A 16,213-nucleotide genomic window follows, 5' to 3' on the forward strand; every position below is an offset into this window, starting at 1 on the left:
TAACAGCCAGCGGGGCTGGGGCTTTGCCTGGCATGGCGGGCAATTTGTGTCGCAGGAGCTACAATTTTTGTAGCTTGCTACAAACAAGATGAGTGCTTGCGTGGAAAGGATGCTTTGCGCGTTCATGCGCGCATATTCAATCAAGGAACTGTGACCATGTTGAGGATCACATGCGCTGCACTGGCCGGTTTACTGGGCCTCTGGAGCGTTTCTAGCGCGGCTCAGGCCGGCGGTATCACCGGCGAAGTCGGCGCAGGCGTCAGCTACCAGCCCCATGACCCCACCGGCAGCCGCTACGAAACGCGGCCCGTTCCCTACTTCGACCTGGACTGGGGCGATGTCAGCCTGAGCACCGATGACGGCCTGACCTGGAGCGCGCTCAACACCCAGGGCCTGACCGCCGGCCCCTACATCAATTACCTGTCGGGCCGCACGTCCAATGGCGATCTCCAGGGCCTGCGCAATGTGTCGGACATGGCGGAAGTCGGTGGTTTTATCCAATACGCCCCGGCTGATTTCTGGCGGGTCTACGCACAATTGGGGCAAGCCGTGGGCGGGGGGCATTCGCAGAGCGGTGCCCTGGGCAAAGTCGGCGGCGAACTGGGCTACCCCCTGGGTGGCGGGATTATCGGCAGCAGCGGCCTGGTCGCGCATTTCGCCGATGCGCGCCAGACCAACACGTTTTTCGGCGTGGATGACAACGAGGCCGCCGCCACCGGCTTTCGCCCCTACAACGCCAGCGGCGGCTTCCAGAACCTGACACTGACCCAGAGTTTCGAGTTTCCCCTGGCCGAAAAATGGTCGCTGCTGACCAGCGCCAGCTGGGTTCACCTGGTCGGCTCGGCGGCCGACAGCAGCATCGTGCGGCAGACCGGCGACGTGAACCAGGGCCAGGTGCAGACGGCCATCAGCTACAAGTTCGATTAGGTTGGTCTGGGGTTTGCAATGAGGTCCTGGAATCCATTTTTCCAGGACACTCTTCATGGCTCGCCCCGCTTACCGCCTGCTGCACCACTCGCTCTGGGACCTGGTGCCCATCGCCCTGGGCCTGGCGCATTTCGCTTTTGTCATCTGGCTGGTCACCGCGTTCCACAGCCTGAGCTGGTGGGCGCTGGTGCCCCTGGCGCTGATCTACGCGGTGAGTCTGTCGTGGAGCATCAACAGCATCTCCCACAACCAGATTCACAACGCCTACTTCACTCATCGTGCAATGAACCGGGCGTTCGACTTGCTGCTGTCGGTAACCATTGGTTTTTCCCAGACGCTCTACCGTGATATCCACAACCGCCATCACCGTGGCAACGCCGACCTGCCCGGGCCAGATGGCAAAACCATCGACCCACTGTCGATCTACCAGCGCGGCCACAATGGCCAGCCGGAAAACCCGTGGGCTTATACCTTCCTGAGTTTTTTCCGCGACGATCCCAAGCCGTTCTACGACGAGATGAAGCGCAAGCGCCCGGCGGATGCGCGCTGGGTCAAGGTTGAGATCGGCGTGACGGTAGCGTTCTATATCGCCCTGGCGTTCTACAACTGGCAGGCAGTGTTGTGGCTGTTGCCGTTCTGGTACCTGGGCCAGTGCCTGTCATCGCTCAATGGCTACTACGAACACTTCGGCGGCAACCCGGACCTGCCGATTGCCTGGGGGGTGAGCTCTTACAGCGTGCTGTACAACCTGATCTGGATGAACAACGGCTACCACGCCGAGCACCACTACCGGCCGAAGATGCACTGGACGAAAGTGAAGGCGTTTCACCGGGAGATTGCCGAGCAGCAGCGTGAAGCGGGGGTCAAGGCGATTTCGGTGTCCCATGGTTTAGGGTTTTTGGTGGCACACCGCAAACCCTAGACACTCAGTTTTCTTCGCCTTCCGCCAGGAGGGCGATGCCGCCGATAATCACCGCCACCCCCACCCAGTGCAGCGGGCTGATATGTTCCCCCAGCCCCAGCCACGACCCCAGCAACACCACCACAAACACCAGTGAACTCAGCGGAAACGCCAGGGACAGGCTGCTGCGCCGCAGGATCAGCATCCACACGAAAAACGCGCCGATGTAGCTGGCGATAGCCGCCAGAATTCCAGGGTTGCGCGCCACGTCCGCCAGCCACTGCCAGCTCAAATCCATCTGCCCCAATTGGTCCCCGGCCACTTTGGTAAACAGCTGGCCAGCGCTTTCGGTGCAAATCAATAAGGCCCACAGCACCACCGTGCCGAGGCGCCCATGCAGCCATCCGTTATTCATGGTTTGCGTACTCATGCCTGACTCCCTGCAATCGCCACCAACATCACACCCAAGGTGATCACCAGCGTGCCAAGCCAACGGCGGCGGCTGACGGTTTCGCCCAGCACCACCTTGCCCGCCAGCACCACGCCGCAATAGGCCAGCGCCGCAGCCGGGAACAACAGGCTCAACGGCGCACGGGACAACGCTTCAAGCCATACGAAGAACTCGACGGCATAGGCACCGATCCCGGCCCACAGCAACGGCGCATTGAACACCTGGCCCCAGAACGCATTCAGGCGAAAACCGCCGTCCAACTCGGGCAACCGGTCCAGGCCGATCTTGAAACACAGCTGGCCGATCACATCGAGCACGATGGAAAACGCCACCAGCAACACCACGGTCAACGTCACGGGAACAGCTCCTCAAACAGGTCGATCAAGGCTTCATTGGTGGCCGCGTTGCGCTGCAGATCTTCCGCGCTCCAGCGCTCGGGCGGTGGCTGGTCGGACTTGGCTTCCCAACGCTTGAACGCATTGCTGAAGGCGGGCGTGGCGAACTCACCGCACACGTCGATGCCGATGATGCGTTTGCGCGCTGCCAAGGCCCGCAGGGCTTGTAGCAGATGGGTCAGGCGCATGCCGCCCTGGTCCCAGTTGGTGGCCGCGTCTTCGCTGGCGAGCACGTCTTTGTCGATGGTGATCCAGATCGCGTCGGTGGGCAGGCTGGTGATCATCTGATCGAGGAATTGCGCCCAATCCAGTTCGGCCAGGTTGCGCCAGTACAGGTGGTTTTCCTGCTGCTGGTGACCGGCGCCATCCCCTACCCGGCCCCAGACTTTCGACGGCGGATGCTGCCAGGGGAACAACTGCAAGTGCCCGCGCTTGAGGGCGCCGAGGTTGCCACCGCGCAACTGCGGATTGTGCAAGTCGTCGCTGCACGGGCCGAGGGTGACGATGCGTTTGATCGCCGGCATCTTCAGCGCGCGGTTGACCCACGAACCACAGTGACGCTTGGGCGCAAAGCGCACCCAGTCGGGGTGGTTGTCGAAGTGGATCAGACTGATGGGTTCTTTCAGGTCGGCGAGAAAGGCCGGCGTAAGGTGGTGATAGTCGCCGGAGCCGACAAACAGGATTTCCGGGCGCGCATCGGTGGGCCGGGGCCGTTGAGCCAGGCGTTCGGCGAAACGCTTCCAGGTTTTTTCAGTGGACCACAGGCGCAGCTTGGGGCCCAGGTCCAGCAGGTCGATACGCGTGGCACGGCCGCTGGCCAGACGCCGGGCAATCGGTGCCTGGCCGGTGAGGCTGTGGTCGAGGTCAAGAATATTCAAGGTAATGTTTCACCCCTAATGGCAGCGCCCATCCGGTACCGGATGGGCTTTAGGGGGTCAATGCAAGGGACGGGCCAGCGCTTAGCCTTTGGCCTCTTGGATGATCTGGCGGATCGCCCCCACAAAGGCTTCCGCCGGCTGGCCGCCGCTGACGGCGTACTGGTCGTTGAAGACGATGGTCGGCACTGAGGTCACGCCACGGGAGATCCACAGTTGCTCTTGCTCGCGCACTTCAGCGGCGTATTCATCGGAGGCGAGAATCTCGGCGGCGCGCTTCAAGTCCAGGCCGACACTTTCGGCGATGATTGCCAGGGTGGCGTGGTCGGAAGGGTCCTGGCCATCGGTGAAATACGCCTTGAACAGCGCTTCCTTGAGGTTGTACTGCAAGCCTTCCAGCCCAGCCCAATGCAGCAGGCGGTGTGCATCGAAGGTGTTGTAGATGCGGCTTTGGCCGTCAGTGCGGAACGCGAAGCCCAACCCGGCGCCCAGGTCGCGGATACGTTCACGGTTGGCCTGGGATTGCTCGGCGGTGGAGCCGTATTTTTCGGTGATATGCTCAACGATGTTCTGACCGATGGCAGGCATGTTCGGGTTCAGCTCGAACGGCTGGAAATGGATCTCGGCCTGCACGTCGGCGCCCAACTGGTCGAGGGCTTCGGTCAGCCCGCGCAGGCCGATGATGCACCAGGGGCAGGACACGTCGCTGACGAAATCGATTTTCAGGGGAGTACTCATGACAGGCAACCTCGCAGGCGCAAATGGGCCATAAAGGTTGCACGATACACCAATGTCACAACACCTTCGAAGGCTCGCCCAGGTCAATCTGCGCCCAGTGCGCCGCATCTTCGCGATGGGCTTGCAGGTAAGGCAGCACCGCCGTCAGCAGCGGCGCCTTGAACGCTTCCTGGAAACGATGGGCCATGCCGGGAATCAGCTTCAACTGGCTGCCCTGGATATGCGCCGCCAGGTGCACGCCGTGCATCACCGGCAGCAGCGGGTCGGCGGTGCCGTGCACAACGAGGGTTGGTACGCGCAGTTGGTTAAGCAAGGGCACGCGGCTGGGCTCGGCGAGGATCGCCATGATCTGGCGCTTCACGCCGTCCGGGTTGAAGGCTCGGTCGTAGGACAGTGCCGCCTGGTGCAACAAGGCCTGGCGATCATCTGTCACGTTCGGGCTGCCCAGCGCCGCCAGCAGATCGGCCTGCTGCTCCAGCGCCACTTCACGGTTCGGTGCGCTGCGCCGCGACAGCAGTTGCACCAGCGCCGCATTCGGCGCCGGCAAACCTTCGGCGCCGGAACTGGTCATGATCAGCGTAAGGCTCTCGACCCGCTGCGGTGCCATCGCCGCCAGGTGCTGGGCGATCATGCCGCCCATGCTCGCGCCCAGCACGTGGAATTGCTGGATCTGCAACGCGTCCATCAAGCCGATGGCGTCATCGGCCATGTCGGTCAGCGTGTAAGGCGCCGCCACCGGCAGGCCGAGCTTGTAGCGCAGCACTTCAAAGGTCAGGTTGGCGTTGGCCGGTGCCTGGCGCCAGGTGGACAGGCCGACGTCACGGTTGTCGTAACGGATCACCCGAAAACCCTGTTGGCACAGGGCGACCACCACTTCATCCGGCCAGTGGATCAACTGCCCGCCCAGGCCCATCACCAGCAGCAACGCCGGATCGGACGCACGGCCGATGCTCTGGTAGGCGATGCTCACCTGAGCCAGGTCGACCGTTTGGGTCGGGACATTGACATCACATCGAGAAGCCGCAAAAGACGGCAGGCCGAACAATAGAGCGGCCAGTAAAAGCAACACGCGCATGAAAAACACCGAAACGCAGAACCCCAGTAGAGCGCGAGTCTGATGAAGTTTGTTCAAGCGCGCTGCCACAGTTGCGTGACAGTTTGATGAAGAGTGCCCAGCGGTCATTGTCGACCTGCTTATCGACAGGCAGGCCAACATGAGACAAACTCACGCCATTCGAATTCGTCACAAATTATATTCATGGAGAGCCCGTGCTCGAGATCCGTCACCTCAAGACCCTGCACGCCTTACGCGAGGCCGACAGCCTGGTGGAAGCCGCCGAGCGCCTGCACCTGACGCAGTCGGCGCTGTCCCACCAGTTCAAAGAGTTGGAAGAGCGCCTGGGCATGCCGCTGTTCGTGCGCAAGACCAAGCCGCTGCGCTTCACCAGCGCCGGCCTGCGCCTGCTGCAACTGGCCGACGCCACCCTGCCGCTGCTGCGCGGCGCCGAGCGTGACATAGCGCGACTGGCCGGCGGCACCGCCGGACGCCTGCACATGGCAATCGAATGCCACAGCTGCTTCCAGTGGCTGATGCCGACCATCGACCAGTTCCGCGATGCCTGGCCGGAGGTCGAGCTGGACCTGGCCTCCGGCTTCGCCTTCGCCCCGCTGCCGGCCCTGGCCCGTGGCGATCTGGACCTGGTGGTGACCTCCGACCCGCTGGAACTGCCAGGCATCACCTACGTGCCGCTGTTCACCTACGAAGCCATGCTCGCCGTCGCCAACCAGCATGCGCTGGCAACCAAGGCGTACATCGTGCCCGAAGACCTGTTGACCGAAACCCTGATCACCTACCCGGTGGAACGCGACCGCCTGGATATTTTCACGCGTTTCCTCGAACCCGCCGATGTGGAGCCGGCGCAGGTGCGCACGTCCGAGCTGTCGGTGATGATGATGCAGCTGGTGGCCAGCGGCCGGGGCGTGTGTGGTATGCCCCATTGGGCGCTGCATGAGTACAGCTCGCGTGGCTACGTGAAGGCCAAGCGCCTGGGTGAGAAAGGTTTGTTTGCCACGCTATATGCCGGGATTCGTGCGGACATGCTGGATGCGCCGTATATGCGCGATTTCTTGCTGACGGCAAAAGATACGTCGTTTTCAACATTGGATGGCGTCAGCGCCGTACGCTGATACTGAAAACTCTGATGATCAAAATGTGGGAGCGGGCTTGCTCGCGAATGCGGTGGTTCAGTCGAATTATCTGTACCTGACACACCGCTTTCGCGAGCAAGCCCGCTCCCACATTGGATAGGGTTTCCACAGTTGGATTTCAGTCGGTCTTCAGTTCGCGCCACATATGGATTTTGTCGAAGTACTCCACGTCCACCCGCACCGCCAGCGGCTCCAGGCCGTACTGGATGAAGCCGCAGCGTTGGTACAGGGCAAAGGCGGCGTCATTGCCGGCGGTGACCGTCAGCTGGATCACTTTGAGGCGCGGCTGTTTGCGCGCTTCATCCAGTGCCGCTTCCACCAGTTGCCGGCCCAAGCCTTGTTGTTGGTGGCCTGCATTCACGTACATGCCGAACAGGGTCACCTTGTGCCGCGCTTTCTCTCGCGGCTCAAACGCCAGGCCGACAATGCCGGCCAGCTCATCCCCGGCAAACGCACCGAGCAAGCAATCCAACGGACTGCTCAAGCGTTTTTCCCACCAACTCAGCGGCATGGCTGCACGCTCCGCCACGCTGGAGGTGAACGCCTGGGGATAGACGCCATAGGCTTCCAGCATCAACGCCCGATACGCCTCGGCATCGCTGAGCACCAGCGTGCGGATGGTCATGCCGTCAGCGAGGCACGGTAAAACGGCAGGATCAGGTCCCGCGTCAACGGGGCCAATTGCAAGCCGCCGTCACCTGTCGGGTCGATCCAGCGCACCTCTTCAATCTCGGCGGCAGGCGTGACCGCCACATCGATCTGCACCTGGAACAGCTCGGCTTCCACGGTAAAACCTGGCTCGTTGACCGCAGGCGCGGAAAACTTCCCAAGATAGACCGCAGCGCTTGGCTCGATAAGCAGGTTCAGCTCTTCGTGCAGTTCACGAGCCAAGGCCTCGGCAGGCTGCTCGCCAGCGTCGATCTTGCCGCCAGGTTGCATGAAGGCCTGGGTGCCGCGCTTGCGCACCAGCAGGGTCTGGCCGTCAGCGCCGATCAGGAGGGCGGCGGCGATGCGGATGGTGGAGGGCATGAACGATCTTCCTTGGCTGCAAAAGGCGCAAGGATCACATGAAGTGGCTCAGCCGCAAAGCAGTGCATCGCCGTTGTCCTTGATGAAGACACTGTAGCGCGCGCCCTCCATGGTTTCGAAGGCAATCAATTTATCCACCAATGGCAGGTTCAACACCTTGCCGGCATTGAGCAGCAACATGCCATTGTCAGCATTGAGATTGCGCGCCAGCACCATGCCCTCCGCAAGCTCGCGGGTACCGAGGACTTTGACGTTGGGGTCGCCCAAGGTCACGTCATTGAGATAGGTGGCGCAGACCAGCACAAAGTCTTCGACCATCACCGGGTCGTACAGCCGACCGGCATATTTGCGGATGTACAGCAGCGCTTCGTCGCTGTTCATCTGCCGCTCCAGGATCAAGCCCTTTTGCAACTCGATGAAATCCACCGCCAGTTTGAGCAAACGAGAACCGGCGGGAATCGCTTCGCCTTTGAGGTGATCGGGGAAGCCGCTGCCATCCCAACGTTCTTGGTGATGGCGGATCAGGCGTGCGGCGTCTTTCATCGGTTCCAGGGTCATCAGCAGCGATTCGCTCTGGGTGGCGTAGGCGCGATAGCGTTCGCGGTCGCTGCTGTGCAGCAGGTCCGAGGGCGAGGCCATCATGCTGTCGCTCCAGCTCAGCTTGCCGATGTTGTAGAGCGCGGCGGCCATGGTCAGGTCGCGGTTGCTGGCCTCGTCCACGCCATGGGTCACACACCAGGTGCGCACCAGTTCGATGATCTGTCGGTTGGTCTGTTTGGCGCGAGGCAGTCGCAGGTTGGCCAACAGCGAGAACACCTCGGTGCCAGTGGCGTAGCTGTGTTTGAGTTCTTCGTAGGCCAGGTCGAGCATGTCGGCGGTCTGCTGCAACTCGCTGGTGCGCGAGGCCACGCGTTTTTCCAGGCTGGCGTTGAGCTGCCTGAGTTCTTCGTTCTGCTGCTGAATCAGTTGTTCAAGGCGTAGGCGTTCGCGCTCGGAATGCTGATGGGCCAGGGATTGGCGCAAGGCCAGCAGCAATTCTTCGTCCTTCCAGGGTTTGCTCAGGTAGCGGTAGATCTCGCCTTCGTTGATGGCTTTGACGATCAGGGTCAGGTCGGTTTCGCCGGTCAGCAGAATGCGTACGGTGTGAGGGTAGTGTTGGTGGATATGCGCCAGCAGCGAGGCGCCGTCCATGTCCGGCAGGCGTGCGGCGCTCATGACCAGGTCGATGGGTTGGCTGGCGAGAATCGCCAGGGCATCGGCAGCGCAGGTGGCGCTGTGCAGCTCGAAGGGTTCCAGCCGCAACAGTTGGGTGAGGCTGTGGAGGACGTCCGGATGGGCGTCGATCAACAGCACCACGGCACGTTCGGCATCGGTAAAAGTGACTGACTCTCCCATGGGACACCTCGGATCGTCGGTGTGCGGTCCTTATGGTCGGGGTCTGCCTTCCTGGCGCTTACGGATTTGCCTATTACTGAGTAGCTTAGTCGGTTTTTCGGAAAATGATGGCCTTACGACATCAATGCATAAAAAAAGCCGCTCCAGATTCCGGAGCGGCCTTCGATGTGAAACCTGTAAACCTCACGCGTCAGCTTTTTTCGGGCTTGAACCGAACGAAGCGAAACGCTTGTTGAACCCGGCAATGCGGCCTTCGACCTGGGTCTTGCGCTGTTGGCCGGTGTAGATCGGATGTGAGGCGCTGGAAACGTCCAGCGGGATGTACGGGTAAATGTTGCCGTCGCTGTGTTTATGGGTGCGGTCGCTGTCGGCGGTGGAGCCGATCAGGAAGAACACGTCGGCGGCAGTGTCGTGGAACAGCACGGTGCGATAGTCGGGATGGATACCAGCTTTCATAAGGCCTCCGGGGCGTCTGGGTGCATTTGATGTGTTATACAGTAACACAAACCATGCACCCAAACGAGAACCGATTGCAATAAGAATAGGCCCGTCGCTTCTATGCGGCTTCCTGGAAGTCCATCTCCGGTGGCTGCTGTGAGAACCCGCGAGTCAGCACGCCCAGGTAAACCAGGCCGATCGCCAACCACACCAGACCCAGGTAGATCGCCAGATGATCGAGGCTGACCATCAACCACAGGTCCGCCAGCAGGCCAATGAACGGGAACACCAGGAACAGGATCAACTCGCGCAGGCCTCTCTGCTTGGCGCCAATCCAGTAGTGGAAAATCACCGACAGGTTGACCAGGCTGAACGCCAGGAATGCACCGAAGTTGATGAACGAGGTGGAGGTAGTCACGTCCAGCTTCAACGCCAGCAGCGCCACCACCGCGCACAACAGGATGCTGTTGACCGGCGTGCCGAAGCGCGCATGCAAAGCGCCGAAGAACGACTTGGGCAACACACCGTCGCGGCCCATGGCGAACAGCAAGCGCGAACCACTGGCCTGGGCCGACAGCCCCGAAGCGAACTGGCCGACAATCAGGCCGATCAGGAAGATCGACACGAACAGGTCGCCACCGATATTGCGCGCAATTTCATACGCCGCCGAATCCACATTGGCGAATTCGAACGACGGATGGGCAATCTGCACAAAGTAGGACACCGCCACGAAGATCAGCCCGCCAATCAAGGTGATCAACATGATCGCCCGTGGGATGGTGCGGCGTGGGTCGCGGGTTTCTTCGGTCAGCGTACTCACCGCGTCAAAGCCCAGGAACGAGTAGCAGGCGATGGCCGCACCGCTCATGATCAACGGCATGTGCATCTGGCCGTTGAAGAAGGGGGCGATGGTCCACAGCGGCTTGCTCACATCACCACCGATGTAATGAATGCACAGCGCCACAAACGCAATCAGCACCAGGAATTGCACCAGCATCAGCAACGCATTGATGCCGTTGGCCAGCTTGAGGCCGACAATGTTGATGGCGCTGGTGATGCCGATAAAGGCCAACACCCAGATCCACTGCGGCACCGCCGGGAACGCTGAATTGAGGTACGCCGCACCGATCAGCCAGATAGCCATGGGCAAGAACAGATAGTCGAGCAACACCGCCCAACCGGCGATAAAGCCCAGTTTGGGGCTGATGGCCTTGCGCACATAGCTGTAGGCGGAACCGGCCACCGGAAACGCCGAAGCCATGCGCCCGTAACTCATGGCGGTGAAAAACATCGCCACCAGGGCGGCCAGGTAAGCGGCGGGGACCATGCCCGCAGTGGATTGCGCCAGGATGCCGAAGGTGCCGAGCACGATGATCGGCGTCATATAGGCGATGCCAAACAGCACCACCGACCCTAACGACAGGGTGCGTTGCAAACGAGCCATGGGTGATTCTCCGCGCAATTATTAGATTTATGGCAGAACTGAAGTGGGTGTTGCGAATGTCATTTTTCTTATGATCAAGCTTGTTTCGTGTGGCGAGCGGGCTCGCCACAATGGTCCGATTCACAGAGGGAAATCAGTGCTGTGGGATCAACAACTCGCGCGTCCCATCGCTGCGTTCAATCACCTCACCCGGCAATTTCATGCGCTGGTCATCCAGGTAGCGATAATCCTTGCGTGCCGCCGCCAGTCGGTCGAGATCCAGCTCAACCGTGTATTGCCCTTCCTCACGCCCGGCTTCAAACAGCAGCGTGCCAAACGGGTCCACCAACGCACTGCCGCCAGCGAACACCAGGTCGCCATCGCCCTCTTGCACCCGGTTGACCATCAGCGCAAATGCCTGGTTTTCCTGGGCTCGGGCCATGATCGCGGTGCGGTGGGTAGGCCCGTAGGGGTCCATGTTGCCGTTGGTGACAATCAGCAACTCAGCGCCCAATTGCGCCAGGGCGCGGGCAGTTTCAGGGAACTCGATGTCGTAGCAGATCAGCAGGCCGACGCGCAGACCGTTCCACATACCAGTGGGGTAACGATCGCCAGGATTGAACACACCGCGCTCCAACGGCCACAGGTGGGTCTTGCGGTACTTGAGGGCGATACCTTCGGGAGTGATCAACAAGGTTGCGTTATAGAACTGGCCGCCATCATTTTCAGCGATACCGATGACCACGGCGACGTTGCGCGCGCGGGCGGCCTGGATAATCGCCTGCACGGTGGGGCCATCCAGCGGCTCGGCAATGGCCGCAACGGTCTCGGCCGTGGGGAAACCGGTCAGGTGGGTTTCCGGGAATACGATCAGTTGCGTATCGTCGGCGCAGGCGGCAATGGCCGCCAAGGCGCGCTCAAGGTTGTAAGCTGTATCGTTATCACGACCGGCCAACTGGGCAAATTCGACCTTCATGGGTATTCCTTGTTCTTTAGCTGTGCCGCAGTATGCGCAGCCTCAACCCACCAGGGAATCACGCGGCGGGGGTAACCCGATAGGGGTAGATCAATGATCATGTCGCTGCAAGACATCGCCTGGCACCGTGCGGTGGGGCAAATGATAGACGCGCTGGACCAGCCCAATTTCTGGACCCAGCTTGTCCGGTTGCTGGACCAATACGTGCCGTCCGACAGCTGGGTAGCCCTACTGTTCAGCAGCGAACACCGCCCGCTGGTGTTCGCCGAATGCCCAGGCGCCGACGGCACGCCGGACCACCTGTTCCAGGACTACCTCAACGGCCTGTACCTGCTCGACCCCTTCTACATCGCCAGCCGCGAACACGCGCGCACCGGGCTTTTGCGCCTGGCCGAAGTTGCGCCGGAACACTTTGAACTCACCGAGTACTACCAGCGCTACTTCCGCCTGAACGTGGTGGCCGACGAAATCCAATTCAATTGCCACCTGCCGGATGGGCGTACCCTATGCCTGTCGCTGGGCTCGAAGCAGCGCTTTGACCCGCAGCAGATCGCCCTGCTATCGCTGATTCAACCCTGGGTCGTGAGCCTGCTGCGCCAACGCCTGCCCCATGAACTCAACCAGGTCAGTACACCGCAGCCGATCCAGAATGATGACTGGGGCGCGCAACTCACCGCCCGCGAGCTGGATGTGGGCCGCTTGATGCTCAGCGGTTGCTCCAGCAAGGAGATCGCTCGTAAGCTGGAAATCTCTGTTGAAACCGTGAAAGTCCATAAGAAACACATCTACAGCAAGTTAGGGATCAAATCCCAGTCAGAGCTGTTCTCGATCTTTCTACAGGCGCAAAACGCCTAGCCGATGAGTCCGAACCAAGGAAAACCGTATGAGCCTGTCGTTATTAAGCCGTTACGCCTTCTTTGCCGTGTGCGTCATTTTCACCCTCGCCAGCCTCCCCTTTATCGAACATGAATGGCTGTGGCCGATCACCCTGGTCACGGGCGTGTTGAGCCTGATCGGTGTGTTCGACCTGCTGCAAAGCCCCCACGCCGTGCGCCGCAACTACCCGATCCTGGGCAATATCCGTTACCTGGTGGAAGCCATCCGCCCGGAAATCCGCCAGTACCTGCTGGAATCCGACAGCGACGCCCTGCCCTTCTCCCGCGCCCAGCGCTCGCTGGTCTATTCGCGGGCCAAGAATGAAACCGCCGACAAACCGTTCGGCACCCTGATCGACGTGTACCAGTCGGGCTTCGAATTCATCGGCCACTCCATGCGCCCGGCACCGCTCAGCGACCCCAGCGCATTTCGCGTGATGGTCGGCGGCCCGCAGTGCACGCAGCCGTACTCGGCGTCGGTGTTCAATATCTCGGCGATGAGTTTTGGTTCGTTGAGCGCCAACGCGATCCGCGCGCTCAACCAGGGCGCCAAGCTGGGCAACTTTGCCCACGACACCGGTGAAGGCAGCATCAGCCCCTACCACCGTGAAAACGGCGGCGACCTGACCTGGGAGTTGGGCAGCGGCTACTTCGGCTGCCGCACCAGCGACGGCCGTTTCGACCCGGAACGCTTCGCCGTGCAGGCGCAGAACCCGCAAGTGCGCATGATCGAAATCAAGATGAGCCAGGGCGCCAAGCCCGGCCACGGCGGCATCCTGCCCAAGCACAAGGTCACCCAGGAAATCGCCGACACCCGCGGCATCCTGATGGGTGAGGACTGCATCTCGCCGTCGCGCCACAGCGCGTTCTCCACACCTATCGAGCTGATGCAGTTCATCGCCCAGTTGCGCGAACTGTCCGGCGGCAAACCGGTGGGCTTCAAGTTCTGCCTGGGCCACCCGTGGGAATTCATGGGCATCGCCAAGGCCATGCTCGAAACCGGCATCCTCCCGGACTTTATCGTGGTGGACGGCAAGGAAGGCGGCACCGGCGCCGCGCCCGTGGAATTCACCGACCATATCGGCGTGCCGCTGCGTGAAGGCTTGCTGTTCGTGCACAACACCCTGGTGGGCCTGAACCTGCGCGACAAGATCAAGCTCGGCGCCAGCGGCAAGATCGTCAGCGCGTTCGACATCGCCAGCGTCCTGGCCATCGGCGCCGACTGGGCCAACTCCGCGCGGGGCTTCATGTTTGCCATCGGCTGCATTCAGTCCCAGAGTTGCCACACCAACAAATGCCCGACCGGCGTGGCCACCCAGGACCCACTGCGCCAACGTGCGCTGGTGGTGCCGGACAAAGCCCAGCGCGTGTTCAACTTCCACCGCAACACGCTCAAGGCCCTCGCGGAAATGCTCGCCGCCGCCGGCCTGGATCATCCGTCGCAGCTGTCGGCCAAGCATCTGGTGCGACGCATGTCGGCGACCGAAATCAAGCTGTTCTCGCAACTGCATGTGTTCCTCAAGCCCGGCGAACTGCTGACCGGCGAGGTGAATGGCGAGTTCTATTCGCGCATGTGGCAGATGGCCCGGGCCGACAGTTTTGAACCCCACGAAGTTGTTGCCGCTTAAGGAGCCGCACCGTGTTGAAGGTCATCGCCGAAGACTTCATCAAACCTGAACATGTAGAGACCGTGCACGGGTGGTACGCCGAGCTGGTGGAAAAAACACGCCAGGAACCACTGTGTATCGCCTACGATTTGTTCATTGATCAAAAAGAACCAGGACATTTTATCTTTGTCGAGTTATGGCCCGACCAGGCAGCCCTCGACACCCATTGCCAGACCGAACACTTCACCCGCCTGGTGCCGCAGATCAACGCGTATCAAGCCAAGCCGTGCCGAGTGCTGTTGATGGATGCGTTTTGAGCCAAACACCTTTCCCCGCTGAACCGGACCACCGACGGCATCGCTGAAACAAGGAGATTCACATGCCGTTACTGGACTTCGCTGCCATTGCCGCACAACTGCCCGACACCTGGAAATCCACGCGCCTGGGCCAGGTCGGCCCGGCGCATATCAAGGTGCTGCGCATGGATGCGCAGGCCTATGAGGAAGAGACCCACGATTACAACGAAGGGCTGCTGGTGATCAGCGGGTGTTTGCGCCTGAGCATCGCGGATGCCGTGGTGACGGTCAGCGCCGGTCAGATGTACCTCGTAGAAGCCGGCATTGCCCATGGGGTCCTCGCCGGTAGCCAAGGTACCCTGGTGATCATTGATGTCTAGAGACATTCAGTAATACCCAACCTTTGCAATTGTTTACAAATACCGCCAACCTGCGCCCGCCCGACGTGAGGCGCCCTCTCGCCTCCCTGTCACTCCTACTATTTTGTACAAGAGCCCGCTGCCATGCTGAACGGACGCGACCCACGCATCGATTTTTTTCGGGGCCTGGCGTTGATCTTCATTTTCTGGGATCACGTCCCCCACAACCCCCTCGGCCAGATCACCCTGCGCAACCTCGGCTTCAGTGATGCTGCGGAGGTCTTTGTATTCCTCGCCGGCTTCGCCTCGGTGATGGCCTATGGCAAGGTCTTGCAACGCGAAGGCTACTGGATGGCCTGCCTGAAAATCCTCCGCCGCACCTGGGTGCTTTATGTGGTGCATATCTTCTTGCTGGCGATGCTGATGGGCATCGTGTTTTTCGCCAACAGCCACGTGGAGACCCGCGACCTGGTGCAGGAGATGGGCATGACCCACTTCATCACCCATCCGCAACAGGCGTTGCTGGATGAGTTGCTGCTACGCTTCAAGCCCAACCTGATGGACCCGTTGCCGTTGTATATCGTGTTACTCGCCAGCCTGGCATTGGTGTTGCCACTGATGCTGCGCAAACCCCTGGTGGTAGTGGCAGTGTCGCTGACGGTGTACCTGCTGGCGCCGTGGATGGGCTGGAACCTGCGGGCCATCGAAGATGGCGTGTGGTATTTCAACCCGGTCACCTGGCAGCTGCTGTTTGTGCTGGGCGGCGCGGCGGCGATTCGCAGCGGGCAACCCAAGCCCGCCCAGAGCCTGCCCTTGCAGCGTCAGCCGCTGTTTGTGGCAGCGGCGGTGTATGTGCTGGTCACCGGCCTGATCACCGTGTCGTGGCGCTGGCCCGAAATCCATGACGCGTTGATGCCCGCGCTGATCAGCGACCTGATCTACCCCATCAGCAAGACCGACCTGTCGCCAGTGCGCCTGCTGCACTTCCTGGCCTTGGCCTATGTCACCGCCAAACTGCTGCCCGGCGCGGGCTGGACGCAAAACCCGGTCGCCGCGCAAGTGGGCCGCATGGGGCGGTTTTCCCTGGAAATCTTCTGCCTCGGCGTGCTGATTGCACCGCTGGCAGACATGCTCAACGCCATGGCCGACGACACATTGACCATGCAATTGCTCACCGCTGTCGCGGGTGTGGTGCTGATGGCCGCACTGGGCGCCTGGCTGGACCTGAACAAACGCCTGAGCCAGCCCCGGGCTATATAGGTAGCGCCCGCCACGGCTGGGCGAGTGTTCCCATTTCCTTCCACGTCTCACTGTGAAAGG

At 61.1% G+C, this 16,213-nt stretch carries 19 protein-coding genes; 8 read left to right on the forward strand and 11 right to left on the reverse strand.

Annotated features, from left to right (window positions below):
* Window positions 1-156 precede the first annotated feature (156 nt).
* Both ACP7BX_RS04035 and ACP7BX_RS04040 read left to right on the forward strand, forming a co-directional pair.
* Complete coding sequence (locus tag ACP7BX_RS04035; protein ID WP_133074510.1) at window positions 157-927, forward strand: MipA/OmpV family protein; 771 nt, start codon at window positions 157-159, stop codon at window positions 925-927.
* A 55-nt stretch (window positions 928-982) separates the two neighbouring features.
* Window positions 983-1,849 (forward strand): fatty acid desaturase family protein, encoded by an 867-nt coding sequence (locus ACP7BX_RS04040; protein WP_426128397.1) that lies wholly within the window; start codon window positions 983-985, stop codon window positions 1,847-1,849.
* Between the two features lie 4 nt (window positions 1,850-1,853).
* On the opposite strand, the gene ACP7BX_RS04045 is transcribed toward ACP7BX_RS04040, so the two are convergent.
* From ACP7BX_RS04045 to ACP7BX_RS04065, 5 genes are all read right to left on the reverse strand, one after another.
* Window positions 1,854-2,258 carry an EamA family transporter gene (locus ACP7BX_RS04045; protein ID WP_033896394.1) on the reverse strand — a complete coding sequence of 135 codons (405 nt, stop codon included), beginning with the start codon at window positions 2,256-2,258 and terminating at the stop codon, window positions 1,854-1,856.
* Window positions 2,255-2,635 carry a transporter gene (locus ACP7BX_RS04050; protein ID WP_016977488.1) on the reverse strand — a complete coding sequence of 127 codons (381 nt, stop codon included), beginning with the start codon at window positions 2,633-2,635 and terminating at the stop codon, window positions 2,255-2,257. The genes ACP7BX_RS04045 and ACP7BX_RS04050 overlap by 4 nt, the downstream gene beginning before the upstream one ends.
* Window positions 2,632-3,552, reverse strand: coding sequence for an arginase (locus tag ACP7BX_RS04055; RefSeq protein WP_426128395.1), 921 nt, complete (start codon window positions 3,550-3,552; stop codon window positions 2,632-2,634). The genes ACP7BX_RS04050 and ACP7BX_RS04055 overlap by 4 nt, the downstream gene beginning before the upstream one ends.
* Window positions 3,553-3,633: 81 nt before the next feature.
* On the reverse strand, window positions 3,634-4,287 hold the full coding sequence (locus tag ACP7BX_RS04060) for a DsbA family oxidoreductase (RefSeq protein ID WP_426128393.1): 654 nt from the start codon (window positions 4,285-4,287) through the stop codon (window positions 3,634-3,636).
* Between the two features lie 55 nt (window positions 4,288-4,342).
* Complete coding sequence (locus tag ACP7BX_RS04065) at window positions 4,343-5,362, reverse strand: alpha/beta fold hydrolase (protein ID WP_061435465.1); 1,020 nt, start codon at window positions 5,360-5,362, stop codon at window positions 4,343-4,345.
* 194 nt (window positions 5,363-5,556) lie between these two features.
* On the opposite strand from ACP7BX_RS04065, the gene metR reads away from it, so the two are divergent.
* The gene (metR, locus tag ACP7BX_RS04070) at window positions 5,557-6,474 is read left to right on the forward strand and encodes a transcriptional regulator MetR (RefSeq protein WP_033896390.1); all 918 of its coding nucleotides are present in this window, start codon (window positions 5,557-5,559) and stop codon (window positions 6,472-6,474) included.
* A gap of 139 nt (window positions 6,475-6,613) precedes the next feature.
* Here the strand turns inward: metR and ACP7BX_RS04075 are convergent, their stop codons facing one another.
* The 6 genes from ACP7BX_RS04075 to ACP7BX_RS04100 form a co-directional block, all read right to left on the reverse strand.
* A complete protein-coding gene (locus ACP7BX_RS04075) occupies window positions 6,614-7,120 on the reverse strand; it encodes a GNAT family N-acetyltransferase (protein WP_426128390.1) in 507 nt (168 codons plus the stop codon).
* A complete protein-coding gene (locus tag ACP7BX_RS04080) occupies window positions 7,117-7,524 on the reverse strand; it encodes an NUDIX hydrolase (RefSeq protein WP_426128388.1) in 408 nt (135 codons plus the stop codon). Before ACP7BX_RS04080 ends, ACP7BX_RS04075 begins: the two co-directional genes overlap by 4 nt.
* Before the next feature lie 48 nt (window positions 7,525-7,572).
* Entirely contained in the window at window positions 7,573-8,919 is a 1,347-nt protein-coding gene (locus tag ACP7BX_RS04085; protein ID WP_426128386.1) for an HD domain-containing phosphohydrolase, read from the reverse strand.
* 183 nt (window positions 8,920-9,102) lie between these two features.
* Window positions 9,103-9,375, reverse strand: a complete 273-nt coding sequence (locus tag ACP7BX_RS04090; RefSeq protein WP_133074517.1) for a type B 50S ribosomal protein L31 — start codon at window positions 9,373-9,375, stop codon at window positions 9,103-9,105.
* 100 nt (window positions 9,376-9,475) lie between these two features.
* Entirely contained in the window at window positions 9,476-10,801 is a 1,326-nt protein-coding gene (locus tag ACP7BX_RS04095; RefSeq protein ID WP_178954716.1) for an APC family permease, read from the reverse strand.
* A 133-nt stretch (window positions 10,802-10,934) separates the two neighbouring features.
* Entirely contained in the window at window positions 10,935-11,756 is an 822-nt protein-coding gene (locus tag ACP7BX_RS04100) for a carbon-nitrogen hydrolase family protein (protein WP_133074519.1), read from the reverse strand.
* A gap of 93 nt (window positions 11,757-11,849) precedes the next feature.
* Here ACP7BX_RS04100 and ACP7BX_RS04105 point away from each other — a divergent pair, with 93 nt between their 5' ends.
* The 5 genes from ACP7BX_RS04105 (at window position 11,850) to ACP7BX_RS04125 (ending at window position 16,153) form a co-directional block, all read left to right on the forward strand.
* The gene (locus ACP7BX_RS04105) at window positions 11,850-12,611 is read left to right on the forward strand and encodes a response regulator transcription factor (protein WP_426128383.1); all 762 of its coding nucleotides are present in this window, start codon (window positions 11,850-11,852) and stop codon (window positions 12,609-12,611) included.
* A 28-nt stretch (window positions 12,612-12,639) separates the two neighbouring features.
* On the forward strand, window positions 12,640-14,259 hold the full coding sequence (locus ACP7BX_RS04110) for an FMN-binding glutamate synthase family protein (protein WP_038846012.1): 1,620 nt from the start codon (window positions 12,640-12,642) through the stop codon (window positions 14,257-14,259).
* Between the two features lie 11 nt (window positions 14,260-14,270).
* Entirely contained in the window at window positions 14,271-14,555 is a 285-nt protein-coding gene (locus ACP7BX_RS04115; RefSeq protein WP_426128381.1) for a putative quinol monooxygenase, read from the forward strand.
* Between the two features lie 62 nt (window positions 14,556-14,617).
* Window positions 14,618-14,914 (forward strand): cupin domain-containing protein, encoded by a 297-nt coding sequence (locus ACP7BX_RS04120; protein ID WP_133074522.1) that lies wholly within the window; start codon window positions 14,618-14,620, stop codon window positions 14,912-14,914.
* Between the two features lie 123 nt (window positions 14,915-15,037).
* Complete coding sequence (locus ACP7BX_RS04125; RefSeq protein WP_426128378.1) at window positions 15,038-16,153, forward strand: OpgC family protein; 1,116 nt, start codon at window positions 15,038-15,040, stop codon at window positions 16,151-16,153.
* Window positions 16,154-16,213: the final 60 nt, after the last annotated feature.

Origin of the sequence: Pseudomonas sp. DWP3-1-3b3 (assembly GCF_049896305.1) — a bacterium.
GTDB lineage: Bacteria > Pseudomonadota > Gammaproteobacteria > Pseudomonadales > Pseudomonadaceae > Aquipseudomonas > Aquipseudomonas azotoformans_A.